The sequence below is a fragment of the Lentilitoribacter sp. JB5-8 genome (assembly GCF_055693385.1).
In genome coordinates, this window is record NZ_CM146332.1 from 1,500,989 (window position 1) to 1,527,603 (window position 26,615).

General features: G+C 45.0%; 27 protein-coding genes. 15 read left to right on the top strand and 12 right to left on the bottom strand.

Annotated elements, in window-relative coordinates; genetic code table 11:
- Nucleotides 1–41: 41 nt before the first annotated feature.
- The 4 genes from ACZ1GZ_RS07185 to ACZ1GZ_RS07200 form a co-directional block, all read right to left on the bottom strand.
- Nucleotides 42–527 (bottom strand): RT0821/Lpp0805 family surface protein, encoded by a 486-nt coding sequence (locus tag ACZ1GZ_RS07185; protein WP_472667799.1) that lies wholly within the window; start codon nt 525–527, stop codon nt 42–44.
- 318 nt (nt 528–845) lie between these two features.
- Complete coding sequence (locus ACZ1GZ_RS07190) at nt 846–1,934, bottom strand: polysaccharide deacetylase family protein (protein WP_472667800.1); 1,089 nt, start codon at nt 1,932–1,934, stop codon at nt 846–848.
- 146 nt (nt 1,935–2,080) lie between these two features.
- Nucleotides 2,081–3,496, bottom strand: coding sequence for a metalloprotease TldD (tldD, locus tag ACZ1GZ_RS07195; RefSeq protein ID WP_472667802.1), 1,416 nt, complete (start codon nt 3,494–3,496; stop codon nt 2,081–2,083).
- Between the two features lie 131 nt (nt 3,497–3,627).
- On the bottom strand, nt 3,628–4,194 hold the full coding sequence (locus tag ACZ1GZ_RS07200) for an invasion associated locus B family protein (protein ID WP_472667804.1): 567 nt from the start codon (nt 4,192–4,194) through the stop codon (nt 3,628–3,630).
- A gap of 425 nt (nt 4,195–4,619) precedes the next feature.
- Between ACZ1GZ_RS07200 and coxB the strand changes: the two genes are divergently transcribed.
- The 11 genes from coxB to rnhA all read left to right on the top strand — a co-directional run bounded on the left by coxB (nt 4,620) and on the right by rnhA (nt 13,660).
- Entirely contained in the window at nt 4,620–5,501 is an 882-nt protein-coding gene (coxB, locus tag ACZ1GZ_RS07205; RefSeq protein ID WP_472667806.1) for a cytochrome c oxidase subunit II, read from the top strand.
- Nucleotides 5,502–5,518: 17 nt separating this feature from the next.
- The gene (gene ctaD / locus ACZ1GZ_RS07210; protein ID WP_472667808.1) at nt 5,519–7,171 is read left to right on the top strand and encodes a cytochrome c oxidase subunit I; all 1,653 of its coding nucleotides are present in this window, start codon (nt 5,519–5,521) and stop codon (nt 7,169–7,171) included.
- Between the two features lie 101 nt (nt 7,172–7,272).
- Nucleotides 7,273–8,217: a heme o synthase gene (locus ACZ1GZ_RS07215; protein WP_472667810.1), complete on the top strand. Its 945-nt coding sequence runs from the start codon at nt 7,273–7,275 to the stop codon at nt 8,215–8,217.
- Nucleotides 8,217–8,375, top strand: a complete 159-nt coding sequence (locus ACZ1GZ_RS07220) for a hypothetical protein (RefSeq protein WP_472667811.1) — start codon at nt 8,217–8,219, stop codon at nt 8,373–8,375. Before ACZ1GZ_RS07215 ends, ACZ1GZ_RS07220 begins: the two co-directional genes overlap by 1 nt.
- A gap of 10 nt (nt 8,376–8,385) precedes the next feature.
- Nucleotides 8,386–9,006 (top strand): cytochrome c oxidase assembly protein, encoded by a 621-nt coding sequence (locus ACZ1GZ_RS07225; RefSeq protein ID WP_472667812.1) that lies wholly within the window; start codon nt 8,386–8,388, stop codon nt 9,004–9,006.
- Between the two features lie 108 nt (nt 9,007–9,114).
- On the top strand, nt 9,115–9,987 hold the full coding sequence (locus tag ACZ1GZ_RS07230) for a cytochrome c oxidase subunit 3 (protein WP_472667815.1): 873 nt from the start codon (nt 9,115–9,117) through the stop codon (nt 9,985–9,987).
- A 72-nt stretch (nt 9,988–10,059) separates the two neighbouring features.
- A complete protein-coding gene (locus tag ACZ1GZ_RS07235) occupies nt 10,060–10,440 on the top strand; it encodes a DUF983 domain-containing protein (protein ID WP_472667817.1) in 381 nt (126 codons plus the stop codon).
- Nucleotides 10,433–11,188: an SURF1 family protein gene (locus ACZ1GZ_RS07240; RefSeq protein ID WP_472667819.1), complete on the top strand. Its 756-nt coding sequence runs from the start codon at nt 10,433–10,435 to the stop codon at nt 11,186–11,188. Before ACZ1GZ_RS07235 ends, ACZ1GZ_RS07240 begins: the two co-directional genes overlap by 8 nt.
- A 73-nt stretch (nt 11,189–11,261) precedes the next feature.
- The gene (gene ispH / locus ACZ1GZ_RS07245; RefSeq protein WP_472667822.1) at nt 11,262–12,257 is read left to right on the top strand and encodes a 4-hydroxy-3-methylbut-2-enyl diphosphate reductase; all 996 of its coding nucleotides are present in this window, start codon (nt 11,262–11,264) and stop codon (nt 12,255–12,257) included.
- 1 nt (nt 12,258) lies between these two features.
- Nucleotides 12,259–13,221, top strand: coding sequence for a homoserine kinase (locus ACZ1GZ_RS07250; protein WP_472667824.1), 963 nt, complete (start codon nt 12,259–12,261; stop codon nt 13,219–13,221).
- Between the two features lie 4 nt (nt 13,222–13,225).
- Nucleotides 13,226–13,660, top strand: coding sequence for a ribonuclease HI (gene rnhA / locus ACZ1GZ_RS07255; protein ID WP_472667829.1), 435 nt, complete (start codon nt 13,226–13,228; stop codon nt 13,658–13,660).
- Nucleotides 13,661–13,668: 8 nt separating this feature from the next.
- Here the strand turns inward: rnhA and ACZ1GZ_RS07260 are convergent, their stop codons facing one another.
- Nucleotides 13,669–14,154: a redoxin family protein gene (locus ACZ1GZ_RS07260; protein ID WP_472667831.1), complete on the bottom strand. Its 486-nt coding sequence runs from the start codon at nt 14,152–14,154 to the stop codon at nt 13,669–13,671.
- Nucleotides 14,155–14,254: 100 nt separating this feature from the next.
- Nucleotides 14,255–15,157, bottom strand: coding sequence for a protein-disulfide reductase DsbD domain-containing protein (locus tag ACZ1GZ_RS07265; protein ID WP_472667833.1), 903 nt, complete (start codon nt 15,155–15,157; stop codon nt 14,255–14,257).
- A 180-nt stretch (nt 15,158–15,337) separates the two neighbouring features.
- Here ACZ1GZ_RS07265 and ACZ1GZ_RS07270 point away from each other — a divergent pair, with 180 nt between their 5' ends.
- Complete coding sequence (locus tag ACZ1GZ_RS07270; protein WP_472667834.1) at nt 15,338–15,946, top strand: YqgE/AlgH family protein; 609 nt, start codon at nt 15,338–15,340, stop codon at nt 15,944–15,946.
- Between the two features lie 7 nt (nt 15,947–15,953).
- On the opposite strand, the gene ACZ1GZ_RS07275 is transcribed toward ACZ1GZ_RS07270, so the two are convergent.
- The 3 genes from ACZ1GZ_RS07275 to thrC form a co-directional block, all read right to left on the bottom strand.
- Nucleotides 15,954–18,815, bottom strand: coding sequence for an EAL domain-containing protein (locus tag ACZ1GZ_RS07275; RefSeq protein WP_472668252.1), 2,862 nt, complete (start codon nt 18,813–18,815; stop codon nt 15,954–15,956).
- A gap of 115 nt (nt 18,816–18,930) precedes the next feature.
- Entirely contained in the window at nt 18,931–20,226 is a 1,296-nt protein-coding gene (locus ACZ1GZ_RS07280) for a M16 family metallopeptidase (RefSeq protein ID WP_472667835.1), read from the bottom strand.
- A gap of 11 nt (nt 20,227–20,237) precedes the next feature.
- A complete protein-coding gene (gene thrC / locus ACZ1GZ_RS07285) occupies nt 20,238–21,635 on the bottom strand; it encodes a threonine synthase (protein WP_472667837.1) in 1,398 nt (465 codons plus the stop codon).
- Between the two features lie 173 nt (nt 21,636–21,808).
- Here thrC and ACZ1GZ_RS07290 point away from each other — a divergent pair, with 173 nt between their 5' ends.
- Nucleotides 21,809–22,357, top strand: a complete 549-nt coding sequence (locus tag ACZ1GZ_RS07290) for a hypothetical protein (protein ID WP_472667838.1) — start codon at nt 21,809–21,811, stop codon at nt 22,355–22,357.
- Nucleotides 22,358–22,386: 29 nt separating this feature from the next.
- Here ACZ1GZ_RS07290 and ACZ1GZ_RS07295 read toward each other — a convergent pair whose 3' ends face one another.
- Nucleotides 22,387–23,076 (bottom strand): HAD family hydrolase, encoded by a 690-nt coding sequence (locus ACZ1GZ_RS07295; RefSeq protein WP_472667840.1) that lies wholly within the window; start codon nt 23,074–23,076, stop codon nt 22,387–22,389.
- A gap of 182 nt (nt 23,077–23,258) precedes the next feature.
- On the opposite strand from ACZ1GZ_RS07295, the gene ACZ1GZ_RS07300 reads away from it, so the two are divergent.
- Entirely contained in the window at nt 23,259–24,395 is a 1,137-nt protein-coding gene (locus ACZ1GZ_RS07300) for a DNA methyltransferase (RefSeq protein ID WP_472667842.1), read from the top strand.
- A 20-nt stretch (nt 24,396–24,415) separates the two neighbouring features.
- Here the strand turns inward: ACZ1GZ_RS07300 and ACZ1GZ_RS07305 are convergent, their stop codons facing one another.
- On the bottom strand, nt 24,416–24,736 hold the full coding sequence (locus ACZ1GZ_RS07305; protein WP_472667844.1) for a hypothetical protein: 321 nt from the start codon (nt 24,734–24,736) through the stop codon (nt 24,416–24,418).
- Between the two features lie 158 nt (nt 24,737–24,894).
- On the opposite strand from ACZ1GZ_RS07305, the gene ACZ1GZ_RS07310 reads away from it, so the two are divergent.
- A complete protein-coding gene (locus tag ACZ1GZ_RS07310; protein ID WP_472667846.1) occupies nt 24,895–25,524 on the top strand; it encodes a LysE family translocator in 630 nt (209 codons plus the stop codon).
- A gap of 16 nt (nt 25,525–25,540) precedes the next feature.
- Here the strand turns inward: ACZ1GZ_RS07310 and mutY are convergent, their stop codons facing one another.
- Nucleotides 25,541–26,593, bottom strand: a complete 1,053-nt coding sequence (gene mutY, locus ACZ1GZ_RS07315; protein WP_472667848.1) for an A/G-specific adenine glycosylase — start codon at nt 26,591–26,593, stop codon at nt 25,541–25,543.
- Between the last annotated feature and the right edge of the window lie 22 nt (nt 26,594–26,615).

Genomic DNA, 26,615 nt, shown 5'->3' on the forward strand with positions numbered 1-26,615 from the left:
ACGCGGCAAGAAATTACAAAAAAATTACTTGAGAATTTAAATTATGAAACTTCAGAGAATTTCTTAAGGGTCCAACCACCAGCAGATGATTTACAGCTTAAGCCCTCGTAAAGGCTAACACCCTCAAAGCTCAACAATGAAGTCTTAAAGTCACGGCAAAGCGTATTGCCCGCAGAACGCTCTGAAATATAAGTGATTTCACCCTGGCTGCCGGTTACCTCATTTGACCATGCCAAACCAACTGGTGTGTCAGTATTTGTCGCTTGAAGGTCTTGAACCGCGGCAACAAATTGAGGTCCTGATTTTGAAACAACACGCTGAATAGTCAAAGCGTCCGCCAATATCTCGTCACTGAGTTGGATTTTCTCATATGAGGCCACAGAATATGCAGCAACATCATTTGTCGCTTGCATTGTTGTGGTTACCGAGTTCATGCAGCCAGCAAGCGACATGGCACCCAATAGCAAAACAAATTTGCTGGATAGGCGGGTCACGTTTCCAATTGATGCGTTGATGAACTTTGTCATGACTGAAATCAAAATACCTAAAAACTGCATAAAACTATTAAGCTATTAGAAAGCATTATGCCCGTTGTAAGGTTAACAATATGTGACCATGATGAAATTTATCGTTAGAAATGCCCGTTTTATCGGGGGTTGAGCCAAAGTTCAGCACAATTTTGCGCGAGGCAATTTTAGATGCCCGAACGCATGTTAACTATAATAGCTTCAGTAAACGGCCAAATAGGTGGGTTTGTTGCGCAAGGGTAAGGGTGAAAGTTTTTCCGATAGGGTTTTGTTAACCAATCCAAAACAAACCTTCATATATGCCTCAATTGTTCTTAATTATCGAACCAAGGTTTGAAATTTATTGGCTGTGCGGGGAAAGAACTTAAATGGGATCCCTGACGCTAATGCGCCCACATATCGATTATTCTGATAGTAGCCATTTAGAGAGATGCGGTTGATCGAATGCATATTTTCTCTTGCTGCTTCGTGCAGTACATCTGGCTCAGTTGTAACAGCCAAATCAAATCCCAACCGCTTGGCTGCATCAAATTCACGGCTGTTTGCATTTTCCAATTTACCATAGGGAAAGGCAATGTTTGTCGGACAGATAGACGTGATCGTTTCAATATCTCTGCGAGACTGATCCAACTCTATTTCCAGCTGTTCGTCAGATAACAGTGTTAGATTAGCATGGCTAACCGTATGCGCCCCAATTTGTGCCATCGGTTCGCTCGCGAGTTGTTTTAACTGATCCACATCCATGATGAGTTGGTTGGTGATATCGGTCGCGTGCACTCCGTGTTGTGAAGCTATTTCATTAAAGCGAGGGACGACCACACCTTGATCAAGCGACATAATGTCATGTGCAAGCCAGCAAAATAGATTATATTTTTCAGATAGATTACTTGCTTTAACGTCTCGTGGACCATTTCCAAGGTCATATTTGAGGTGATTAGTTTTGATAACCAGTTCGGAGGCGGTCTCCCACCACATTGTATGTTGTCGCGTTACAAATCCACTACACGCAAAAACTGTAAATGGAATATTGTGCTTTTTAAAAACTGGCAAAGCATAATCATAATTATTGCGATATCCATCGTCTAATGTAAAAGCCATAACCGGTTGTTTGGGGTCAGGGTTGTTAAGATGATCGGGCAAATCATCGAGCGCGATGGGTTTGAAATTTCTGGATTTTAGTTCAATGATCGCCTTTTCCAAAAACTCAGGCGTAATGCTCAGATGCGCATTTGGATCAAAGCGTGAATATCTATGTGGTTCTACCCGGTGCAGTGTAAAAACGGATCCAAGCCCGCGAGCACTCCGGTACATCCCAGTGCTCGAAGCGGCAGAAAATAACTCCAATCCAGTTTGGATTGCAGCTTTCTTAATCGTACGTTTTGCGGCAAAAAGCCCGGGATTGCTCATTGTAAAATAATCTCTGTGTCCGGGCTTAGTGGTACCAGTATTACGTTAAGGTACAATAAAGAAAATCGCCAGACACGCGATGTAAGGATGAAAGAGCAAATACTTGGTTAATAGTGTTTAAATGAACCGTTTTTCTACGGTATGATCTAAGCCTGCGTACCGCCAATTGTCATCTGGTTCATGCGCAAATGCGGCTGTCCAACGCCAACGGGCAGGCTCTGGCCCTGTTTGCCGCACATACCAATACCTGTATCAAGCGCCATGTCATTGCCAACCATAGAAATGCGGTGCATTGCTTCTGGTCCGTTGCCAATCATCATAGCTCCCTTGACTGGAGCTCCGATTTTGCCATCCTCAATCAGGTAAGCTTCGGTACATCCAAACACAAACTTTCCAGATGTGATATCAACCTGTCCACCACCAAATGACACAGCATAAATGCCGTTTTTAACCGAAGTGATGATTTCCTCGGGTTCTTTATCACCGCCCAACATGTATGTATTTGTCATCCGCGGCATGGGTTGGTGCGCATAGCTTTGGCGACGACCGTTACCAGTTGCTTTCACACCCATCAACCTAGCATTTTGGCGGTCTTGCATATATCCAACCAGCTTACCGTCATCAATAAGCACGTTATAGCCTGAAGGTGTGCCTTCATCATCAACTGATAGCGATCCGCGACGATTTTCAATCGTACCATCATCGACCACTGTGACACCTTTTGCTGCAACTTGTTGGCCCATAAGGTCTGCAAATGCGGAGGTTTTCTTTCTGTTGAAATCGCCCTCTAAGCCGTGGCCCACAGCTTCGTGGAGCATAACGCCTGGCCAGCCTGCACCCAAAACCACATCCATTGTGCCTGCTGGCGCTGGGATAGCTTCAAGGTTTACCAATGCTTGGCGAAGGGCTTCATCAGCGCCTTGTTGCCAGCTTTCTGTAAGAATAAAGTCACCAAATTCCTGACGGCCACCAATGCCATAAGAACCTGTTTCTTGTCGGTCACCTTGACCAACTACGACAGAAATATTCATGCGGGTCAGTGGGCGGACATCGCGGACAATATGCCCATCGGCGCGCAATATATTTACCACCTGCCAGCTGGCACTAAGTGATGCTGAGACTTGACGAACTTTTTCATCCTTATTGCGTAAATAAGCATCAATTTCCTCAAGTAAGGAAACCTTCGTCTCAAAATTTGGAGACTGAAGTGGGTTTTCCTCTGAATACAACTTTTTATTTGTGCCCTGAGGTGCCTCGCTATATGTGCCTTTATAACCGCGGGTAACCGCACCAACAGCATCAACCGCGCGCTTGAGTGCACTTTCGCTCATCTCGCCAGAATGTGCATATCCGGTCGCTTCGCCCGCAACAGATCGCAAGCCAAATCCTTGATCTGTGTTGTACGAGCCTGACTTTAGTCGCCCATCATCAAACATTAAAGATTCTGACTCGGCATATTCAAGAAAAAGCTCACCATCATCAGCATTTGATAAACTGTCCGATACAATGCTTTGTAGTTTGCTTGCATCGATATCAAATTTTTCCATGAGGTTGATCGACATAAATATTCTCCGAGATGGGGGTCAATTTCTATTAGGCACATTTAAGCATTGTGCATGATGAATTCAAACACAATTAGCAATGCCATAAGCTCACAATTGGGTGAGTAAGAATATGTCTTTAAGTTATTGCGCTATTCGAGCGCTGCAAATCCATCTGAAAAACCTGTCAGATCAACAGGCAGGCCAATGCCTTCCTCTTCGCTTTGGAAGATAAAGAAAATAGCTGTATTGCCTGCTTTCAAGGCATTGAGCATTGCATCATCCATGATGACTTGCACAAAACATCCATCTGAAAAACAGCGTGTGAAATATGCGCGACCCAAATCTTTGCCATCTATGATCAGCCCCAGACCGTTTGGTAGCAAAACGCCCAATGGTGCGAGAATACGCAAAATGCGCGCTTTTTTATCAGCTGTTTTAATAACAATGACAGACAGGCCAACATCATCGCGATCATCAGCGACAACATTCTGCATTAAGACACATTGATCGCCTGGTGCGCCGGCGGGTTGATCGCACACAATATGCCATTCACCAAATTTTTGTTTGATAAATCCTGGAGGTTGACTGCTTTTGCCATTTGGATTTGGGATGACTTGTCGGCCTGGATCAGTTTCAGCCGTTTGCGCTGACGCGACAACGGGTACCAGAAAACCCACAAAAATGAAGAAGAATACTGCGACTTTAGATAAATTCATTCGGCTCTCACCATCATATGTTTATTGGCCGCCCACCAATGCTGACGAATCACTTTTATTCATATCTAGCCGTTATAGGTTAAAATATCACCCCTTGTGCCAGCCTGAAAGCATATGGACGATCAATATCGGCAAAATTGTGGAAATTTATTGAATTTTGTAATTTGACGCATCGCATAGTCGCCAATATCGTTTGATGTGAGGAATTAGGCCCGATTTTGGGACAAGAAAATATCCTTAAAAGCAATAATTAATGCCTATCTTTGTGCAAATGTAGTAGAATTTGTGGATAGCGCGCAAAAATGCCGCACGATTAGTTGGTAAGATCGGTTGCGGTCTCGAGTAAACTGTGGTTTTAACGGACACGGGTATATTAAGATTCTGCGCCTGAGGGGCGCTAAAACGTTTTGCGAGGGAGATCCAACGTGAAAAAATTGGCTCACGCAGCTATCATGCTTTCAAGCCTGCTGCTATCGATTAAGGGCGCATTTGCGGCCCAGCCTGTTGATTGGCAATTGGGATTGCAGCCAGCTGCGACTGATATGATGCGTCAAATCAGAGAATTTGAACATTATACAATGTGGTTCATTGTGCCGATCACATTGTTTGTTTTGGCTTTGCTAATTTATGTTTGCTGGAAGTTTAGAGCAGCAGCTAATCCAACGCCGTCTAAAACAACACACAATACAAGTATTGAAGTTGTTTGGACTTTGGGTCCGATTTTGATCCTGTTGGCGATAGCGGTTCCTTCATTTAACATTCTCACGCAACAGCTTGCACCGGAAGAAGAGCCTCAGCTTACGATCAAAGCAACAGGTTACCAGTGGTATTGGGGTTACGAGTACCAAACTGAAAACGAAGTTTCGTTTGATCAGCTAATGCTTCAGGAAAGCGATCGCGCAACATATGGCAAAGAAAACGTTGCTGAATATCCGCGCTTGCTTGCTGTAGATAATGACATCGTTGTTCCGGTTGACACAATGGTTCGTTTGACTGTGACAGCTGCGGATGTGATCCACGCATTTGCAATGCCAGCATTTGGTATCAAGATCGACGCGATCCCAGGTCGTTTGAACGAGACTTGGTTCAAGGCTGAAAAAGAAGGCATGTATTACGGTCAATGCTCTGAGCTTTGCGGTAAAGATCACGCATACATGCCAATTGGTATTCGCGTTGTCTCACAAGAACAATATAACACATGGTTGGCAGCAGCAGCTGACGATCTAGAAACTGCTAACGAAGCTTTGATGGCATCAGTTGCAACAGGCAAAAAAGCTGTTCAACTCGCATCATCTGAAGCTCAATAAGATAGAGGTCGATAATTATGACTGACGCAGCTGCAGCACATGATGATCACGGCGTACCACAAGGTTTTGTGCGTCGTTGGCTTTATTCAACTAACCATAAAGATATCGGTACACTGTACCTGATCTTCGCGATCATTGCAGGTATCATTGGCTTCACACTTTCTGTTGTGATGCGTATGGAACTCCAAGAGCCTGGTATCCAAATCTTCCACGGTCTGGCTTCTATGGTCTACGGTATCGATGGCGATGCTGCCATTGATGGCGGTAAGCACATGTATAATGTGTTCACCACAGCGCACGCACTAATCATGATCTTCTTCATGGTGATGCCTGCTCTGATCGGTGGTTTTGCTAACTGGATGGTTCCGATCATGATCGGCGCGCCTGACATGGCGTTCCCACGCATGAACAACATCTCATTCTGGTTGTTGCCACCTGCGATCATCTTGCTATTGCTTTCAATGTTTGTTGAAGGTCCAACAGGCTTTTACGGTACTGGTGGTGGTTGGACAATTTATCCGCCGCTTTCAACAACTGGTCAGCCTGGTCCTGCAATGGACTTTGCGATCCTTGCACTCCACGTTGCTGGTGCTTCATCGATCCTTGGTGCGATTAACTTCATTACGACAATTTTGAACATGCGTGCGCCTGGCATGACATTGCACAAAATGCCATTGTTTGCATGGTCGGTGCTTGTAACAGCGTTCTTGCTTCTATTGTCATTGCCAGTTCTTGCTGGTGCGATCACAATGCTTCTAACAGACCGTAACTTCGGGACTGCTTTCTTCACACCAGAAGGCGGTGGCGACCCAATCTTGTTCCAGCACTTGTTCTGGTTCTTCGGTCACCCTGAAGTGTACATTTTGATCCTGCCTGGTTTTGGTATTGTCTCACACATCGTTTCAACATTCTCACGTAAGCCAATTTTTGGTTACATGGGCATGGCCTATGCGATGGTTGGTATCGGTGTCGTCGGCTTTGTTGTGTGGGCGCACCATATGTACACAGTTGGTCTATCACTAAATGCACAACGTTACTTCGTGTTTGCAACAATGGTGATTGCGGTTCCAACAGGTATTAAGATCTTCTCATGGATCGCAACAATGTGGGGTGGTTCAATCACATTCCGCACACCTATGATCTGGGCAATCGGCTTCATCTTCCTCTTCACCGTTGGTGGTGTGACAGGTGTGCAGCTAGCTAACGCTGGTCTAGACCGTGCGTATCACGATACATACTACGTTGTGGCTCACTTCCACTACGTATTGTCTCTTGGTGCTGTGTTTGCAATCTTCGCAGGTTGGTACTACTGGTTCCCTAAAATCACGGGTTACATGTACAACTCATTCCTTGCGAAAACTCACTTCTGGGTGACATTCGTTGGCGTGAACATTGTGTTCTTCCCGCAGCACTTCTTGGGTCTTGCAGGTATGCCACGTCGTTATATCGATTACCCTGATGCATTCGCTGGCTGGAACGCGATCTCATCATACGGCTCTTATATCTCAGCAGTTGGTGTTTTGATCTTCTTGTTCAGCGTTTGGGAAGCATTTGCGAAAAAACGCCCAGCTGGCAACAACCCTTGGGGTGAAGGTGCTGATACACTTGAGTGGGAGCTTCCTTCTCCACCACCTTATCACCAGTGGGAACAACTTCCGAAGATCAAGTAATCTTCGTGAAACGAATAGAGACCGCCGGTTCAATAATGATCCCGGCGGTTTCGTTAAAAATTAAACGGGCGTTTAGTAACTTTGAACGGATGACCACTTAAATGGCAGTCACTCAAAATATTGAAATGAAATCATCTCCATCTGACGTTCACCTGTCAGAGGCGGTTGCTGGTGATTATTTTGAATTACTTAAGCCTCGCGTTATGTCGCTTGTTGTATTTACTGCAGCAGTTGGTTTGATTTTAGCACCTGGTTATATCCACCCGTTTATTGGCATGGTCGCCATTTTATGTATCGCAATTGGTGCAGGCGCCAGTGGTGCTTTGAACATGTGGTATGACGCTGATATTGATGCTGTTATGACCCGCACGCGTAAGCGTCCTATTCCTTCTGGCCGTATTACAAAATCTGAAGCTTTGGGTTTTGGGATTGGTTTATCTGTTTTCTCAACGATCTTTTTAGGCTTGGCGACCAATTGGTTGGCTGCTGGTATTTTGGCCTTCACGATCGTCTTTTATGCCGTAATTTACACAATGTGGCTCAAGCGCTCGACACCGCAAAATATTGTCATCGGTGGTGCTGCGGGTGCTTTCCCGCCAATGATTGGCTGGGCCGCTGTAACTGGCACGGTTACAATTGAGAGTATTGTGTTATTTGCGATTATTTTTCTTTGGACACCACCACATTTTTGGGCTCTCGCTTTGTTTAAAGAAGGCGATTATGAAGCTGTTGGTGTTCCAATGATGCCAAATGTTGTTGGAGCTCGTAAAACCAAAATTCAAATGCTCGTCTACGCGGTCCTCACTGCTGTCGTTGGTGTTTTGCCAACAGCGCTTGGATTTGCAGGTCTAACTTATGGTGTGATCTCCGCTGCACTAGGCCTTGGGTTTGTTTGGTACACATTTAAAACCTATCAAATGCGTGATGATGATGAGACGATGAAACCTGCCAAAAAACTCTTTGGTTATTCCATCCTTTATCTGTTTGCGATCTTTGGCATGCTGCTGGTTGATCGTGGCATTATGCTGATCGTTGGAGGTCTTTAATGGCTGACATCGAACGTGTTGAACTAACCGAAAAACAAGCAAAAGCGCGCAAGGGGCGTTCCATTGCGCTGGCTATTTTATTGGTTGCTTTCGTTATTATCGTTTATGCTGTGACCGTCATTAAGATCGGTCCAGATATTTTAAACCGCAGCTTATAGGGGATTTGGTATGTCAGATACAGAACAACAAAACCCTTCAAAACAACAACCAACCGAAAAGCGTCATCGCAATGTAGCATTTGCATGTGTTGGCTTTGTTGGTGCTATGGTTGGTATGAGCTATGCGGCGGTACCGCTTTACGAAATTTTCTGTCAGGTTACAGGTTATGGCGGAACAACTGCACGCGTTGAGCAGGCATCTGATGTGATCTTAGATGAAAAGATCAAGATCCGCTTTGATGCGAATATTTCACCAGCATTGGGTTGGGAATTTGAGCCAAAGATTCGCGAAGTTGAAATTGCGATTGGTGAAACCGCTCAGATGGAATATTTTGCAAAAAGTATTTCGCAAATGAATACACATGGTCAGGCAACCTTTAATGTAACACCACAGTCTGCTGGTGCGTTTTTCAACAAGGTTGAATGTTTCTGTTTTACCGAAACAGAGCTGGAACCTGGCGAGGTTTTAGACATGCCTGTTGTGTTCTTTGTTGATCCCGACATTGTGAACTACGAAGAAACACAAGGCATTAAAACAATTACGCTTTCTTATACATTCTTCCCTTATGGCGATGAGAAGCCAGTTGCTGCGGCATCGGCACCTAAAAATATTGGTGAAGTTGAGGGATGATTATGAAAAAAAGACTTCAAAAGATAACTAATGTTGTGGTATCCGCAACGCATGTTCGCGCGGGCGCAAACTCAACCGCGGAGACTCAACCATTGAGGGGTAATTCATATGGCTGGAAATAAGAATCACGACTATCACATTATCGATCCAAGCCCTTGGCCGATCGCGGGCTCCGTTGGCGCCCTCGTCATGGCGCTAGGTGGTATCGGCTACATGCGGTATTTGAATGATCAGACAGCTTCACTTAAAAGCTTGTCATTCCTAAGCGGTCCTTGGTTGTTCTACATTGGTCTAGCCATTGTTCTATTTACAATGATTGGCTGGTGGGCAGCGACAATTAAAGAAGCGCATGAAGGACACCACACACGCGTTGTTTCTATCCACCTTCGCTACGGCATGATAATGTTCATTGCCTCCGAGGTCATGTTCTTCGTAGCTTGGTTCTGGGCATTCTTTGATGCCAGCCTTTACCCAGCAGAAGCGATCCAGGAAGCACGTGTTGCTTATACAGGTGGTCAATGGCCTCCAGCAGGCATTGAAGTTCTAGATCCACTTCACCTGCCGCTTTATAACACTGTTATCCTACTGTGGTCGGGTACTGCTGTAACTTGGGCGCACCACGCACTTCTACATGGTGATCGCCAAGGCCTAATATACGGTCTATTGGGTACAATCCTTCTAGGTGTATTGTTCTCAGGCGTTCAGTTCTACGAATACACAGTGGCACCATTTGCCTTTAAAGACAGCATCTATGGTGCAACATTCTTTATGGCGACTGGCTTCCACGGTTTCCACGTTCTTGTGGGTACTATCTTCTTGGCAGTATGCTTGATCCGCGCGCTTAAAGGTCACTTCACACCGAAACAACATTTCGGCTTTGAGGCCGCTGCATGGTACTGGCACTTTGTTGATGTGGTTTGGTTGTTCCTATTCTTTGCCATCTATGTTTGGGCATCATGGGGCGCACCTATCCATCACTAAGTTGATAGAAATAGATCATACAAAGGGCGGCTATTTGGTCGCCCTTTCTTATTTAAACTCAGGAAATACTTGATGACACAAGAGCTAGGCTTTGCACCAGTTGATCCGATCAAAACAGGAATGAAGGGTCGTTGCCCACGCTGTGGCGAGGGCCAACTATTTGAAGGTTTTTTGGGTCTAAAGAAATCCTGCCGCTCTTGTCATCTTGATTATTCATTTGCAGATTCTGGTGATGGGCCTGCCGTTTTTGTTATGACCGCTGTTGGATTTATTGTTGTAGGCTTAGCGTTGTGGCTTGAGGTAAACTATTCGCCGCCTTTGTGGCTACAATTGCTGATATGGTTTCCAATCTCCATCGGGCTTGGGCTTTATCTTCTTCGCGTAATGAAGGGCATCATGATTTGTTTGCAATATAAAAACAAAGCGCAACAGGGTGAGATTGATCGTGGGTAATTCAACAACGTCATTTTTCAGTTTTAAATCTATCGCTGTTTTTGTGATCTTGGCGGCAGTGTTTGCCACGCTCTTAGCGCTGGGTTCATGGCAGATGAAACGGTTGGAATGGAAGGAAAACCTACTTGCTAACCTGGAGCAGAGATTGGGTTCTGATCCCATTGGGATCAATGAGCTGACAGATAAAATAGCCACAGGTGATGAGTTTGAATATCAACCTGTTACCCTAGAAGGTCGCTTTGATCACTCAAAAGAGCGCCATTTCTTTGCAACCCATAACGGCTTTTCTGGTTATTATGTTTATACACCGCTTTTAAGCGCGGAAGGCACAGTATTTATCAATCGTGGGTTTGTACCATTTGATTTTAAAGATCCAACAAAACGATCCGAAGGTCAGATAAGCGATGTGGTTTCAATCACAGGACTAGCGCGAAAAATGCTCGATGAAAAACCATCAAGTGTTGTCCCGGAAAATGATCCTGATAAGAATATCTATTATTGGAAAGATTTGCGTTCAATGGCGCAGACAACTGGTCTTAGTTTTGAAGACCCAGAGCTGCTGAAGTTCTTCATCGATGCGGATGATACACCAAATCCTGGCGGCTTCCCGCAAGGTGGCGTGACTTTGATTGATCTGCCTAATAATCACCTTCAATATGCGTTTACCTGGTATGGGCTTGCAGCAACACTTATATGTATTGTTGGTGTGTTTTTATTTCGCAGGAAATCTGTCAAAGGCGTAAGTTAGCGCGTCCATACGTCTTGACTTTAAAGTTTCGCCAACCCACAAAATAGAAAATGATTTTCGAAAGAGTTTATTGATGTCCAAACCTGATTTGACAATTAGATTATGTGGTCCTCGCGGATTCTGTGCGGGCGTTGATCGTGCCATTCAAATTGTGGTTTTGGCGCTTAAGAAATATGGCAAGCCGGTATATGTACGTCATGAGATTGTGCATAATCGCTTTGTTGTCGAAGGCCTTGAAGAGCTCGGCGCAATCTTTGTCGAAGAACTTGATGAAATCCCTGCAGAACATGTTGATCAGCCGGTGGTCTTTTCCGCTCATGGTGTTCCAAAATCTGTGCCTGAAGATGCTGTCGCGCGAAACTTGTTTTATTTAGATGCAACATGCCCGTTGGTATCAAAAGTGCATAAGCAAGCCATGCGTCATGTACGTTTGGGTCGACACGTCATTTTAATCGGCCATAAAGGGCATCCTGAGGTCATTGGTACCATGGGACAGCTTGAGGCTGGTGAAGTTACATTGATTGAAACCGTTGAAGATGTGGCACGTTTTGAGCCCAAAGATGCCGATCAATTAGGTTTTGTTACACAAACAACTTTATCCGTTGATGACACGCAGGATGTGATCAAAGCCATGCAGGAAAAGTTTCCAAATATTCAGGCGCCGGCTGCTGAATCCATTTGTTACGCAACAACCAATCGCCAGGAAGCTGTTAAACAAGCCGCAGAAAATTGCGATCATTTTATCATCGTGGGTGCACCAAATTCATCAAACTCAAAACGCTTGGTGGAAGTTGCAAAACGAGCTGGTGCAAAAAGATCTTTGCTGGTTCAACGTGCAAAAGAGATCAACTGGGCTGAATTTAATGGGGTTCAAACCTTGGGAATTTCAGCCGGCGCATCTGCACCTGAAGTTATAGTTGACGAAATTATTGATGCGTTTCGAGAAAGGTTCAATGTCAAAATTGAATTGGCTGAGATGGTAAAAGAGACAGAAAATTTCCTTGTGAACAGAGAGCTCCGCGATGTTGAACTCACCGTCAGCGATATGGCATTTGTGAACGGTCAATAAGATGGCAGTTTATACAGACATAAACGAGGTTGAGCTCGCCGATTGTTTAAAGCAATACAATATAGGGACTTTGCTGTCTTATAAGGGTATTGCCGAAGGCGTTGAAAACTCAAATTTCCTTTTGCGTACCACGGAAGGCACGTTCATTTTAACGCTTTACGAAAAGCGTGTGAATAAAGATGATTTGCCGTTCTTCCTAGGGTTGATGGAACATCTAGCCGAGCGTGGGTTAAATTGTCCGCTGCCAGTTCACCGCAACGACGGCGAAATGCTAAGCGAACTTGCTGGCAGACCAGCTGCGATTATCACTTTCCTTGAAGGCATGTGGCTGCGTCGCCCTCAAGCAAAGCATTGTAAGGAGTTGGGTGTCGCGCTCGCAAATCTTCATCTAGCGGGTAAAGACTTTGAGATCGCTCGCAAGAATGCTCTTGCGATGGAAGATTGGCGCCCTTTATGGAACCTGTCTCATGATCAGGCTGACAGCGTGCAAAAAGGTCTAACCGCCGAGATCGATAAAAGCCTCGCTGATCTTGAAGCGAACTGGCCGAAGGATTTGCCCAAAGGTGTTATACACGCTGATCTTTTTGCCGATAATGTCTTTTTCATTGGTGACGAGTTATCGGGGCTGATTGATTTTTATTTCGCCTGTAATGAGATGTTTGCTTATGACATTTCGATCTGTTTAAATGCTTGGTGTTTTGAAGCTGATGGTTCTTACAATATGACGAAGGGCAGGGCGCTTCTAAAGGGTTATCAATCTGTTCGCCCGCTTGAGCAAGCTGAACAGGATGCATTGCCAATACTTGCACGCGGATCAGCGATGCGGTTTTTCTTAACGCGTATTTATGACTGGCTGACCGTACCCGATGGCGCGTTTGTGCAGAAAAAAGATCCACTTGAATATCTCAAGCGTCTGAGATTTCACAATCAGATTAAATCCTCATCTGAATATGGATTGATGTAGTCCAATGAAGAAAATTGAAATTTATACAGATGGTGCCTGTTCGGGTAATCCAGGTCCTGGTGGTTGGGGTGCGATCCTGCGCTATCAAGGCAATGAAAAAGAACTCAAGGGTGGTCTTGCGGAAACCACCAACAATCAAATGGAGCTTACGGCAGCTATAGAGGCATTAAACGCACTCAAGCAGCCATGTGAAATCGATCTGTATACAGATTCCATCTATGTCCGAGATGGCATTATGAAATGGATTGAAGGTTGGAAGCGCAATAATTGGCGAACCGCTGCGAAGAAACCGGTAAAAAACGTAGAATTATGGCAAGCGCTTGATGAAGCAACTAATCGCCATAATATTAAATGGCATTGGGTAAAAGGTCACGCCGGGCATCCCGACAACGAGCGTGCTGATGAGCTGGCTCGTGCCGGAATGGAACCATTTAAGTGAGTTTAAGCCTAAAGCTGTTCTAACAGGCGAGAAGCACCGGAAGTCACGGCTTCGCCTGGGCTATCTTCAACGTTGAGCGCAGTGACTTTGCCATTGTCGACGATCATCGAATAACGCTTTGATCGCATGCCTAGTGTTCCGGCGGATAAATCCATCTCCATCCCGACTGCATTTGTAAAACTTGCATCCCAATCAGATAGGTAACGCAATTTACCTTCACCACCTGTGCTTTGAGCCCAAGCACCCATGACAAATGCATCATTAACCGACACAACAGCAATATCGTCAACACCTTTAGCAAGGATCGCATCTCTGTTTTCAAGATAGCCAGGAAGGTGGTTTGAATGACAAGTTGGCGTATAAGCACCAGGAACGGCAAAAAGAACGATTTTCTTACCCTCAAAGATATCTTTTACAGATACCTCAGCCATACCGTCCGACGTTTTTTCCTTAAACACTGCCTCAGGCAGGTTATCACCAATTGAAATTGCCATGTCTTGAATATCCTCAAATATGTTTATCCTAGTTTTGACATAGTCTTAACTGGATTAAAAACAAGAGCTTTTTTCGAACTTAATTGGTAATTTACTGCCATTAGCAGCTTGTCGTGCCAGCCTTGTATTGGCAAATTGGTGAGGCACCAAGATCAAGAGTTGTTTCCACAGATCTTTGCCCGAGTTTTAATAACACATACAGTGGTCCAGCAAGCGGATCATCGGCATTGGGTTGATCAAAAACATCGCTGCGAAAACGAACTGCGCCATCTTCGGATTTTATCAGCTTTGGCTGAGACATTGGCCATTTTTCTGGGCTTTGAATAAAGACCTCTGGCTGCATATTGGGCGGGTAAAATGCTGGTAAAGTCAGCTCGAATTCAACTGAATTCGTATCCGCGATATATTCGGCCTGTTTAAGATTAAGATCTTTCGAAGGTTCTGTTGGAAGATTAAACCGCGCGTTTTCAATCAGCGTATTTTGTTCCGTGGATGTCTGAAACTCTTTTAGATCAAGTTCGATATTTGCCGAAATCGGAACGCAAATTTCATTGCAGACACCCAAGAATATTTCCGCTTGAAGGTGCGTATCATCGCCAGCATCTTTGGTTTTTAGATCAACAGGAAAGGCGAGTGATTTTTTATATCCCGCATAGCTGCCTGTGGCATCATTTATCAAGGTCGGCACCGGATAGTGCACTTTGACCCCTTCGACATTTTTACTGTTTGAAAAATTAAAAAGCGGTGGGATACCGCTTGAACCCGGCTCGCGCCAATAGGTTTTCCAACCCGGTTCTAAATCAACTTCCACGATAGCTTTTAAAATTCCATTCTCGTCAGGGGTGGATTGTGTGACAACGCGCACACGCGCACCCTCAGCCTCTTGCCAGTCGGAACTTGCGGCTAGGCTGTCAGATATCGGAAGTAACGCTGTAGCAAACAAAGTTGCCGACAATAATGAGGAGGACATCAAAGCTTTAATCATGGCTTTAAGATACAGCATTGTTCTATCACTCGCCAATCAATTTCAGTTTACTAATCCTGTGGTTTTAGCTGCTGCGCTGCGGCGTTTATGTTAACCAATCCTTAAGAAATTCTCTCCGCTCAAGCCTGTTAAGATTGCTATCTTGGGGTATATTTGCTTTTAGTGTTTCCTATATTGTGAAGTGAATAGGCATTTTAAATGACTAAATCTAATGAATTGTTCAAACGTGGCGGTGGCGGTGTGCTTGAAGACCATATGCTGATCGCTATGCCAGGTCTTTATGAGACCGAGTTTGAACGCAGCGTTATTTTAGTCTGCTCTCATTCAGATGATGGCGCGATGGGCTTCGTGCTTAATAAAAGATCTGACATTACCTTTTCTCAATTTATGGCAAAGTTAAAGGGCGAGGTAGCCGCCGGCATCGATTTGCCAGATGTGGATGTTGACCACATCCCGGTTCATGTCGGCGGCCCTGTCGATCAAGGTCGAGGGTTTGTTTTGCACACTGCTGAATATGAATGCGATTCAACCATCAAAATTACCGACGACTTGTCCGTTACGTCGACGCTCGAGATTCTAACCGCGATTGCGCGTGGCCTTGGTCCGAAGAAAGCAATATTATGTCTTGGCTATGCCGGATGGGGTGAAGGGCAATTGGAAGATGAAATTGCCACCAATAGCTGGTTATCATGTCCATTGTTTGAAGATGCAATTTTTGAACCTGAGATCGATATGATCTATTCAAAAACACTCGCGTCAATGGGCGTAGAAGCCGCTAATCTATCAAGTTTAAGCGGTCACGCTTAAAAATCTTCTAGGATGATGGCGTAAAGCGCTCACGTAATAAACGCGTTGTTTGATCTGCATTTGCTGGTGCACCAAACAGATAACTTTGACCAAATTTGCAACCAAGTTCAGACAATGCTTCCGCATCCGCGGTGCTATCAACACCTTCAGCTACAACATCGAGTTCCAATTCTTGTGCCAAGTTTAGAATGGATTTGAGCATTTTCTCTCGTTTGTCACCTTCACCGGCCACGATGGAGCGGTCTATTTTAAGCGTATCAAACGGGAACATTGATAAATACGACATGGATGAATATCCGGTGCCAAAATCATCGAGTGCAAGTCCAACGCCAAGCGCTTTTAATTTCTCAAACGTCGCCAATGCAACATCAGGATTACCCATAAGAACAGTTTCAGTGAGTTCAAGTTTAAAGTTTGACGGCGAACATTTTGAACGGCCCAGAGTAGATTTGATGTCGTCGAATAATTCTGATTTCTGAAGTTGCGCGGCTGATAAGTTTACCGACATAAAAATTGGCAATTCACCTAAAATCGTGCGCCAACTTGACATGTCTTCAACGGCTTGTTGAAGTGCAAACATCCCCAACTCAAAAATAAAGCCATTTTTCTCCGCAAGCGGAACAAACTCAGAAGGTGGGATAAGGCCACGTTTAGGGTCTTCCCACCGTAAAAGGGCTTCAAAACCTGCAAGTTCCAGTGTATCCAATTTTATGATCGGCTGGTAGACCACCTGCATTTCGTTCCGTGCAATAGCCGACTTTAGGTTTTCCTGAACACTTTGGTAGTTCACACCCGTTGAGCGGAATGCGGGACGGAACGGTTCAATTCGATCCCCACCAAAACGTTTTGCATGTAGCATTGCAAGTTCCGCATCCTGCAATATCTCAGATGGGACTTGTAGATTATTCACCACTCGCAACATACCAATCGATGCGGTCATGGAAAGTTCGCGTTTGGCAAAATCTAGTGGAGCCTTAATAGCTTCCAACATCGCTTCTGCAAGTTCAGCTACGCTTTTCGGATCCGTTTCAGATAACAGAACGATGCCAAACTGATCTCCACCTAAGCGCGCCATTAAGTCTTCATTTTTCAGCAAGCGTCGTATGCGGCGAGTGAGAGCCAATAAGATTGTATCCCCTGATGACATCCCGATTGACTGGTTGATTTGCTTAAAGTCATCTAGATCAATCACTAGTACAGTTGGTAATAAGTCGGGTCGACTTTCACCAATAGCAAGCAGTGTCGATAAACGATCAAGAAATAGCTCTTGATTGGGCAACCCTGTTAAATTGTCTTGCACTGCATTTCGTAACAGGCGATTTTCAGATGTTTTCTGTTCGGTAATGTCATGTACTGTTCCCACACAACGGATCACTTCGCCATTTGCACCGATAACAGGTCGTGCTTTAAGCGAAAACCAATGATGGTGACCATCTGAAGCACGCAGCCTGAACTCATGGTTTAAGCGACCTCGGCGATGCTCCAGCATAATATCAAGCGCGGTACTAAAGCCATCACGATCATTTGGGTGCAAAATCGGCAACCAATTTCTCATGGCACCTTGCAAAGAATTCGGTGCCATACCCAAACCCTTTGAAATGTCCGGATTTGTGGTCAAACGATCACGAGATACATCCCAATCCCAAACAGTATCACCAGAACCTGTCAGCGCTAACGATTGGCGCTCAGCATCTGAGAATAAGCCCTGCTGATAAATCCCGGCGGTAAATACATGTTGCATCACAGTGAAGCTGATCAACAGCACGATCAAGACCATGCCGCCGCCCAATGCTGGTTGTAGGATGTCGTTATCTAATTCACCAATTGCAGTAAGACCTGCAGCTGCTAACCAACATATCGTTAACAACCATGTTGGAACCAGCATGAAGGCGCGGTCATATCCGCGGTAAGCGAGATATCCGATGAGGAAAATTGCCAAGATCGTTGTCAGTGCAAATGAGATTCGCGCAATGCCTGCGGCAACCGCAGCATCGATCAATATGATCGAAAAGAGCGCCGCTAGGCCCAAGAGCCAAACAAGCGCAACATAAGATAAATTGATGTGCCAATTATGCAGGTTGAGATAGGTAAATAAGAATATTATCAGCCCGCCGGCTAAAAGAACTTCCGCACCCGCGCGCCAGAACTGCAACTCTTCAGGCCCTAAATTAAACAGCTGTGATAAAAACCCAAAATCCACGCTTATATAAATCAACACAGTCCAGGCTAGCATTGCTGTTGCTGGCAGCATAATGGTCCAGCGAACAATAAATAAGTTGGTTAAAAACACAGCGAGCAGACCGGCAATACCAATCAATATGCCTTTGTAAAGCGTAAAGGAGTTTACGGTGTCTTTGTATGCGGTTGGTTCCCACAAATATAATTGCGGCAAATCATTGGATGAAAGTTCAGCAACGAAAGTCACAATTGTGCCGGGGTTCATCGTAATGCGGAAAATATCCGCTTCATCAGATAATTCACGATCCAGCGCAAAACCTTCAGAAGGCGTAATGCTGATGATGCGTTGAGAACCGAGATCCGGCCAAATGACGCCTGCATTGGCCAATCGATAATGTGGTGCAACAAAAAGACGGTCTATTTGTTCACTGGTCGTATTAGCCAAAACGACAACGGCCCAATCACCACTGTGATCATCGCTACTTGCGCGAACTTCAATACGGCGAACAATACCTTCGTTATCAGGGGCAGTTGAAACCTGAAATGCTGGTCCACGGCCACGAAATACTTCAACAGACTGGGTTAGATCCAGCGCAAGTTCATCGCTTGTGACTTGCACAGCGTCAAATGCACGCGCAGGATTGGTGAGTAAAACGCTACTACCAATCACCAACATAATCATGAAAAGCATCAAAACCTGGTTGGCCAGCCAGGTTTTATAATTATGCGCTAATCCGGCGATATTTCGGTATTCAACAAAAAACATTCAAACCCTTGCTTTGTTCGCCTTTACGCTATGTCGCTGATCACTCAGCCGCTGGGATAATCGAGTGAGGGTTTTCAAGCAATGCTTCCATTTCCTCAAGCGACGCCAATTTGTCAATTGGACCGACAGCTGAGAGCGTGATCTTCTCACCAAAGAACAAACGTCCCGCCAGATCAGTTAACCTGTCTGAATTAATGTTTTCAAGACGTTCCATTAATTCTTCGTTGGAAATCAGCCGTCCAAACAGCATCATCTGACGCGCAAGTTGACCTGCACGAGCTGCAGGGCTTTCTTGTGTCATTAAAAGTCCAGAACGAATTTGTGCACGTGCTCGGTCGATCTCTTGTTGATCGATGTTCTCGGCAATCTTTGCGAGCTCTGTCATGACCACAGGCACAAGCGCTTGAATATCTTCTGCGCCAGTTGCAGCTTGAATGCCAAAGATACCACTATCGGAGAACCCCCAATGGAAAGCGTAAACCGAATAACAAAGGCCATGGCGTTCACGCACTTCTTGGAAGAGGCGAGATGACATGCCGCCACCTAAAATGCCAGCCAGAATTTGCGACGCATAAAAATCGCGTGCATGATAAGCGCGTCCCTGAAAACCGAGCAGGATGTGCGCATCCATCAAGTCACGTTTTTCTAAATATGCACCACCGGTATAATTGGCTTTAGGGTAGTTTCGCTTATTGCCGTGCTCAGGTTTTAAATCTGAAAAACTTGATTGTGCGAGCTTGCAAATTTCATCGTGATTAACAGCCCCCACAGCAACAATAGTCAACCGGTCTGCAGAATAATTGCGATCCATATAAGCGCGGATCTGATCTGGCTCAAAACCTTGCACGGTTTCAGGTGTGCCAAGTATCGGGCGGCCAACACTTTGATTTTTAAACGCAGCTTCTGAAAACTTGTCAAAAACAACGTCATCGGGGGTGTCATTTGCGGCGCCAATTTCTTGTAAAATCACGTGCTTTTCACGCATAAGCTCATTCTCGTCAAAGACAGAGTGAGTTAGAATATCTGCAAGAATATCAATTGCGAGCGGCACATCTTCTTTAAGCATGCGGGCGTAAAAAGAAGTGGTTTCCGTTGATGTAGAAGCATTGACTTCGCCGCCAACATTTTCAATTTCTTCTGCAATTGCCCGCGCAGTTCTGCGTTTCGTACCTTTAAAAGCCATATGCTCTAAAAGATGCGCAATGCCGTGCTCTTTATCTGTTTCATCACGGGAACCAGCCTTAATCCAAACGCCAAGCGCAACGCTTTCCAAATGTGGCATACGCTCAGTGACGATGGTTAACCCGTTGGGCAATACAGTTGTGTTGTTATTCATACGCTACTAGGTTATTGGCATGCTCGTGTGTGCATTGAGATAAATTCTTCAACAAATTTAAGCTCTGCAGGCAATACCTTGAACCGTTCCTCCCGTTCCATTAAGTCACTTAGCCAATTTGGCAGGGCAGGGTTAATTCCGCAAGCTGTTTTCACTGCACTTGGGAATTTAGCTGGGTGGGCCGTGGCTAAGGTGATCATCGCTGAAGTAGGCTTGGCAAGTTTTTCTGCCACAAACAGCCCCACAGCAGTGTGTGGGTCAGCGATATAGCTGTTGTGTTGATTATATCTTGAGATCGTTTCATTCACTTGAGCACCAGTAGCTTTTGCAGCTGCAAACTCTCGGCGAATGGCTTTCAAAACCGTTGGCTCGATCGAAAATGAACCTGATTGTTTAAGTGCACCCATCGCATTGCGGACTTTATCTGCATCTCGATCATAAGCTTCAAATAGCAAGCGCTCAAAATTTGAGGAGATTTGGATATCCATTGAAGGGGAGCTGGTTGCGCTCACGCCCTTCATTTCATAGGTGCCTGTTTTTAATGTTCTAGCCAATATGTCATTGTCATTTGTTGCAATGTTAAGCTTGGCAATTGGAAGTCCCATATGTTTTGCACAATAACCGGCAAATATATCTCCGAAATTACCCGTTGGCACTGTGAAGGAAACTTTGCGTTCTGGCCCACCAATGGCAAGGCTTGCTGTAAAATAATATACGATCTGTGCCATAATTCGGCCCCAATTGATCGAGTTCACACCCGATAATTGCACATTATTTCGAAACTCTTGGTGATTGAACATTGCTTTGACAAGATCCTGGCAATCATCAAAGGTGCCTTCAATTGCAATCGAATGAACATTCTTTGCTTTGGATGTCGTCATTTGACGTTGCTGAACCGGTGATACTCGATTATGCGGGAACAAAATAAAGATATCTGTTCGATCACGATTAGCAAACGCTTCAATTGCAGCACCGCCCGTATCCCCAGATGTTGCCCCAACAATTGTTGCACGTTGATCACGCTCTTCTAAAACATAGTCCATCATGCGCGCTAAAAGCTGCATTGCGACATCTTTAAATGCCAGTGTTGGTCCGTGAAACAACTCTAAAAGGTAAGCATTATCATCGGTTTGCACCATTGGCGCAACAGCTTTGTGACGGAATGAAGCGTAAGCTTCATCAATCATTTCTTTGAGCTTTTCATCGGGAATTTCGCCATCAACAAACGGCTGCAAGATAGTATAGGCGACTTCAGCATAGGGTTTGCCGCGCATCGCTTTTATGTCACGCTTGCTAAATTGTGGCCATGATTGGGGTACATAAAGACCGCCATCAGTTGCCAAACCAGTCAAAAGAGTGTCGCTAAAATTAAGTTGAGGGGCTTCACCACGCGTTGAAACATATTGCAAAGCAGAATTCTCCTGGGGTTGCGTCTATAATTAATTATATTATGACGCAGTGGATCGATTTTTTTGTCTGGCGCTGATATAGACTATCATGTCATTGATGCAAAGCCCTGATATATAATGATCAAAAGTGAATTGATTAAATATGATCAAAATTGAAAGTAGAGTATAGGCCAGTGTTTTCGAAAATTATCAAATCTTCTCCTGTTGTTTTGGGATGTCTAATTCTTGCAGGTTGTAACTCAACGGAAACATCTCAAACTCTGGATGTCGCCGCGCAACAAAATGCTGCGAGCACGCCTGCGGTTATTCAGGGAAAATGCCCCCGCGTGAGCCTGCGAGATGGTACATCTTTTTATCGTGCATATACGCGCGGTGGTGATGGGGATCCATCGAAAATCACCTATCAAGCATCACTAGCTGACGCGACACGCTCTTGCACGGTTAGCGGTGATGAATTGGTGGTCAACGTTGTTGCGGCGGGAAGATTAGTTGCCGGACCACAAGGAAAAGCAGGTAACGTAAACCTTCCCGTGCGCGTAGCAGTGGTTGATAAAGTAACGCGAAATGTTCTTTATTCAGAGCTTACACAAACACCTGTTGCATTATCTGGAACAAATTTGACAGCTCAGTTTATTTTTGCTGATCCGAATGTGCGCATTCCAGCTGGTTCAGGTGGGGAAACCGAAGTCTTCGTTGGCTTCGATACTGGTCCAACGCGATAACACTTTTAGCAACGTTTAAAGAATAATTTTTATTTGAGCTCTTTCCAAACGGAGAGGGCTTCAATCATCTGCGGCAGATCTGCCATGCGATTGACCACAGTTTCAGCCCCAGCATCCATCAGCTTATCTGCATGACCTGGGAATGTATGTCTGCCACCTGTAAAACCAATCACGCGCGCGCCAGCTGCTTTTGCGCCTTTCACGCCAGCTTCTGAATCTTCAACAACAATGGTAAAATCAGCCTCGGCATCATGTTTATCAATCGCGTAGAGAAAAACATCAGGTGCGGGTTTTGGTTTGCCATCTCCCGTGTTGCGTGATGAGTAAACAAAGTCACCGAAAAAGCTATTAAGACGCGTTTTTAGCAACATGCCTTCAAGGCGACCTTGTGGCGAATTTGAACAAATACACATTGGCACATCGATTTTGTCCAAAGCTTCATGTGCGCCCCAAATAGCTTCGACTTCCTTTGGCAACCGCGTATTTAATTCATTCTGTGTTGTTTCCAACAATGACGCCTGCAAGGGAATATTTGCTTCGCGCTCAACTTCGAACAAAATTTCTTTCGTTGTTAAACCCGCAAAACGCTCGGCAAACTCTTCTGGCGTGATGTTAAATCCTGCTTTATTAAGTTGCTCAGATTCAATTTGCGCCGCGAGATATTCGCTATCAACAAGTGTGCCATCACAATCAAATATCACCAGATCCAGGTCAGCCATAAAAATTCCGTCTCATTTAGGGGTAAGTTGAAATGTCTTTTTCCTTATTTGGGCGCTTTAATCAAGCGCTACAAGGGCAAGAATAACGTTCACCCTTTATTTACCATGTCTGCAAACCCAATCTTTACCCTGTGCGGTAACAATGTGCTCATCATGTTTCGCGTTTTTATTGTGAGTAACCTATGCCGTCTATTGTATCGCTTTCCGACATTGCCAGATCATCCGAAGAGAAGACCCCTTACCTTAATTCGATAATCAAAGGCGATTGTGTAGCTGCACTAGAGGCACTGCCGTCAAATTCGGTTGATGTGATCTTTGCAGACCCACCATATAACCTCCAGCTTGGTGGTGATTTGCACAGACCAGATCATTCTAAAGTCGATGCAGTAGATGATGCATGGGATCAATTTTCATCATTCCAGGCATATGACAGTTTCTGTCGTGCCTGGTTGATGGCTTGTCGCCGCGTGCTAAAACCAAATGGCACAATCTGGGTGATTGGTTCTTACCACAATATTTTCCGTGTTGGCACGATCCTGCAGGATCTTGAGTTTTGGCTGTTAAACGATGTGATTTGGCGTAAGACAAATCCAATGCCAAATTTTCGTGGTCGCAGGTTCCAAAACGCGCATGAAACTATGATTTGGGCGAGCCGCGATGAAAATGCCAAAGGCTATACGTTCAACTATGATGCGATGAAGGCTGCCAATGATGATGTGCAAATGCGCTCTGACTGGCTGTTCCCAATTTGCTCAGGTGGCGAACGTCTAAAAGGTGATGATGGCAAGAAGGTTCATCCAACCCAAAAGCCTGAAGCATTGCTTGCGCGTGTTTTAATGGCTTCCTCAAAACCGGGCGATGTAGTCCTTGATCCTTTCTTTGGTTCAGGCACAACAGGTGCTGTTGCCAAACGTTTGGGCCGCAACTTTGTCGGTATCGAACGTGAGCAAGAATATATCGATGCAGCGCAGGCGCGTATTGATGCGGTTGAGCCTTTAGGTCAGGCTGAATTAAAAGTTATGACCGGTAAGAAAGCCTTGCCGCGTGTAGCGTTTAATACACTGGTTGAATCAGGATTGATCAACCCGGGCGCAGTGCTTACGGATACAAAAAAGCGTTGGAGCGCAATTGTTCGCGCAGATGGCACAATTGCCGTTAATGGCGACGGTGGTTCAATTCACAAGATGGGCGCGAAAGTTCAAGAACTTGACGCCTGCAATGGCTGGACGTTCTGGCATTTTGAAGAAAAAGGCAAGCTCAAGCCGATTGATGACCTTCGCGCAATTGTTCGCGCTGAAATGGCCAAAGCTGGCTCGTAAGCAGTCTCTATTCTTCTTCCTTAACTAATCGCCATATCACACGGGTTCCAGATTTCGCGCTGGGGCCCGCTTGCACCTTCTCCAATTGTGCGGGCAACTTCATTATCATTTAATTGCCGAAAAATTAGAGTTTGCCCCGCATCACGTTCCCCATCTGGGGCTATAAAGATTGCTGTGTGTCGGTCAATTTGGGCTTGCGGTGAAGCGCCGCTTGGCGAGATTATCTTTGAAGTTTCAACGACTAAACGCTCAGCACCATTTGTCCAACATCCGTAAATAGCATCTGCAAGCGCAATATTAGGGCTTGCAACTAACATCAATGTTATAAGAATTCGCTTCATGATTATCCGCCTTACATTTGTTAAATGTCGAAAGATCGAGAAGCAGAATACCACAAATTTCCAAGGAATGTGAAATTGAACGTATAAGCTGACCGCTATGTGGTTTCGATGCCATCATAATTGTGATAATTGCTGATCAATATTCAGATTGGATTACAATGGATCTCTCACTTTTTCTTAGCTTTTTAGCTGCTACGATGGTGATCGTGGTGACCCCGGGTTCAACCGTTGCATTAGCGTCTAGCAAAGCAGTGCGGTCAGGACCTCAAGCAGCTTTCATAACTGTACTTGGTGACGCGCTTGGGACTGCAACGCAAATTGTTGTGGCGGTTATGGGTTTGCAAATTCTGGTTGGGATCGCGAGCGAAATATTGCCCTATATGCAGATTCTGGGCGGTTTTTATATTATCTTTCTTGGCTACCAATCAATCACACAAAGCGCTGATAATGTGCTGCAAACTGATGATGTAAAACAACGCCGAAAGGATGCGAGAGGGCATTTTTGGACTGGGTATTTGGTGTGTATTTCAAATCCAAAATCGATCATCTTCTTTATCGCGCTTTTCCCAGGTTTCATCTCGCAAGAGTTAAACATTGTCTTTCAATCAATAGTTTACGGTGTGGTGTTTGTTGTTTTAGACGCAATGTTTATTATGGGATACTCAATGCTCGCTATTAAGACATTTAATTCGCAGGTTGGCTCAAAGCTTAGGGTCAATGTTGTCAGCGGGGTCGGGCTATCGCTCGTAGGTGCCTTGCTGATCTGGAATGGTTTATCGCTTATTTAGATGTCGATATTATCGATCATTTAAACGCATCAGGCACACTGGCAGTGATCACCTTTTTCATCAAATTGGGCAGTGCCTCATTTTTGATTTGCTTACGGTCGGACCACCAACCCTCCGCCAATTTTGCATGGGTCATGTCTTGGGTTGATATATCTGCGCAATACACAACAAGTGTCAGCTCAAAATGGGTGAAAACGTGTTTAATCGACCCACTTTTTCGCCAATTCAATGATAAAGGCGCTGCTTCGATACTTGTTTCACCATCTTGATTTGAGTTCCAGTCTGTTGTCGGAACTTCGCTCATATCAGCCAATAGGCCGGTATCAGGACGTTTACGCAGATAAATCGCACCGTTTTCATCAATGATAACAAAAGCAGCGCCCGAACGTTTTGGTTTCGCTTTTTTAGGCAACTTAACAGGATAGAGTTCCTGCTCTCCGCGAGCTGATGCCTGACAAAATGTTTGTAAGGGGCATAAAAGGCAGTTCGGTTTTTTAGGGGTGCAAATGCTGGAGCCTAAATCCATCAAGCCTTGTGCAAAATCTCCCGGGCGATCGTTCGGAACGTTATTTGCCACCTGCACCTTGATCTCAGATTTAGCCGCGGGTAGGGGCGTTTTGATCTCAAAGAGCCGTGTAAATACGCGTTCGATATTGCCATCAACCACAGCTGCGGGCTGATTAAAGGCAATCGCTGCAATTGCAGCTGCTGTATAGGGACCGATGCCCGGTAGCTTAATCAACTCAGCTTCGGTTTGTGGAAACATGCCGTCATATTCTGAGGCAACAAGATCAGCGCATTTTTTTAAATTTCGGGCACGTGAGTAATATCCGAGCCCAGCCCAGGCTTGCATCACGCTTTCTGATGATGCATCTGCCAAGTCTTCCACATTTGGCCATAATTGCACAAATTTATCAAAATATGGTTTGACAGCCGTAACAGTTGTTTGCTGCAGCATAATTTCAGACAGCCAAACATGATATGGATCAGCAATAACACCTTTTGTTTGCTCACTTGGTGAGATACGCCAAGGAAGCTTTCGATGATTATTATCATACCAAGCTAACAAGAGATCAGAAATTCTTGATTTC

What these genes read in the sequence shown, in the direction of transcription:
- ispH (WP_472667822.1), top strand. Translation starts at nt 11,262, where the DNA reads ATGTCCAAACCTGATTTGACAATTAGATTATGTGGTCCTCGCGGATTC.
- ACZ1GZ_RS07280 (WP_472667835.1), bottom strand. Translation starts at nt 20,226, where the DNA reads ATGAATAACAACACAACTGTATTGCCCAACGGGTTAACCATCGTCACT.
- ACZ1GZ_RS07215 (WP_472667810.1), top strand. Translation starts at nt 7,273, where the DNA reads ATGGCAGTCACTCAAAATATTGAAATGAAATCATCTCCATCTGACGTT.
- ACZ1GZ_RS07305 (WP_472667844.1), bottom strand. Translation starts at nt 24,736, where the DNA reads ATGAAGCGAATTCTTATAACATTGATGTTAGTTGCAAGCCCTAATATT.
- ctaD (WP_472667808.1), top strand. Translation starts at nt 5,519, where the DNA reads ATGACTGACGCAGCTGCAGCACATGATGATCACGGCGTACCACAAGGT.
- ACZ1GZ_RS07200 (WP_472667804.1), bottom strand. Translation starts at nt 4,194, where the DNA reads ATGAATTTATCTAAAGTCGCAGTATTCTTCTTCATTTTTGTGGGTTTT.
- ACZ1GZ_RS07260 (WP_472667831.1), bottom strand. Translation starts at nt 14,154, where the DNA reads ATGGCAATTTCAATTGGTGATAACCTGCCTGAGGCAGTGTTTAAGGAA.
- ACZ1GZ_RS07275 (WP_472668252.1), bottom strand. Translation starts at nt 18,815, where the DNA reads ATGCTTTTCATGATTATGTTGGTGATTGGTAGTAGCGTTTTACTCACC.
- ACZ1GZ_RS07190 (WP_472667800.1), bottom strand. Translation starts at nt 1,934, where the DNA reads ATGAGCAATCCCGGGCTTTTTGCCGCAAAACGTACGATTAAGAAAGCT.
- ACZ1GZ_RS07250 (WP_472667824.1), top strand. Translation starts at nt 12,259, where the DNA reads ATGGCAGTTTATACAGACATAAACGAGGTTGAGCTCGCCGATTGTTTA.
- tldD (WP_472667802.1), bottom strand. Translation starts at nt 3,496, where the DNA reads ATGTCGATCAACCTCATGGAAAAATTTGATATCGATGCAAGCAAACTA.
- ACZ1GZ_RS07295 (WP_472667840.1), bottom strand. Translation starts at nt 23,076, where the DNA reads ATGGCTGACCTGGATCTGGTGATATTTGATTGTGATGGCACACTTGTT.
- ACZ1GZ_RS07225 (WP_472667812.1), top strand. Translation starts at nt 8,386, where the DNA reads ATGTCAGATACAGAACAACAAAACCCTTCAAAACAACAACCAACCGAA.
- ACZ1GZ_RS07220 (WP_472667811.1), top strand. Translation starts at nt 8,217, where the DNA reads ATGGCTGACATCGAACGTGTTGAACTAACCGAAAAACAAGCAAAAGCG.
- ACZ1GZ_RS07300 (WP_472667842.1), top strand. Translation starts at nt 23,259, where the DNA reads ATGCCGTCTATTGTATCGCTTTCCGACATTGCCAGATCATCCGAAGAG.
- ACZ1GZ_RS07235 (WP_472667817.1), top strand. Translation starts at nt 10,060, where the DNA reads ATGACACAAGAGCTAGGCTTTGCACCAGTTGATCCGATCAAAACAGGA.
- ACZ1GZ_RS07230 (WP_472667815.1), top strand. Translation starts at nt 9,115, where the DNA reads ATGGCTGGAAATAAGAATCACGACTATCACATTATCGATCCAAGCCCT.
- rnhA (WP_472667829.1), top strand. Translation starts at nt 13,226, where the DNA reads ATGAAGAAAATTGAAATTTATACAGATGGTGCCTGTTCGGGTAATCCA.
- ACZ1GZ_RS07310 (WP_472667846.1), top strand. Translation starts at nt 24,895, where the DNA reads ATGGATCTCTCACTTTTTCTTAGCTTTTTAGCTGCTACGATGGTGATC.
- ACZ1GZ_RS07265 (WP_472667833.1), bottom strand. Translation starts at nt 15,157, where the DNA reads ATGCTGTATCTTAAAGCCATGATTAAAGCTTTGATGTCCTCCTCATTA.
- ACZ1GZ_RS07185 (WP_472667799.1), bottom strand. Translation starts at nt 527, where the DNA reads ATGACAAAGTTCATCAACGCATCAATTGGAAACGTGACCCGCCTATCC.
- ACZ1GZ_RS07270 (WP_472667834.1), top strand. Translation starts at nt 15,338, where the DNA reads ATGACTAAATCTAATGAATTGTTCAAACGTGGCGGTGGCGGTGTGCTT.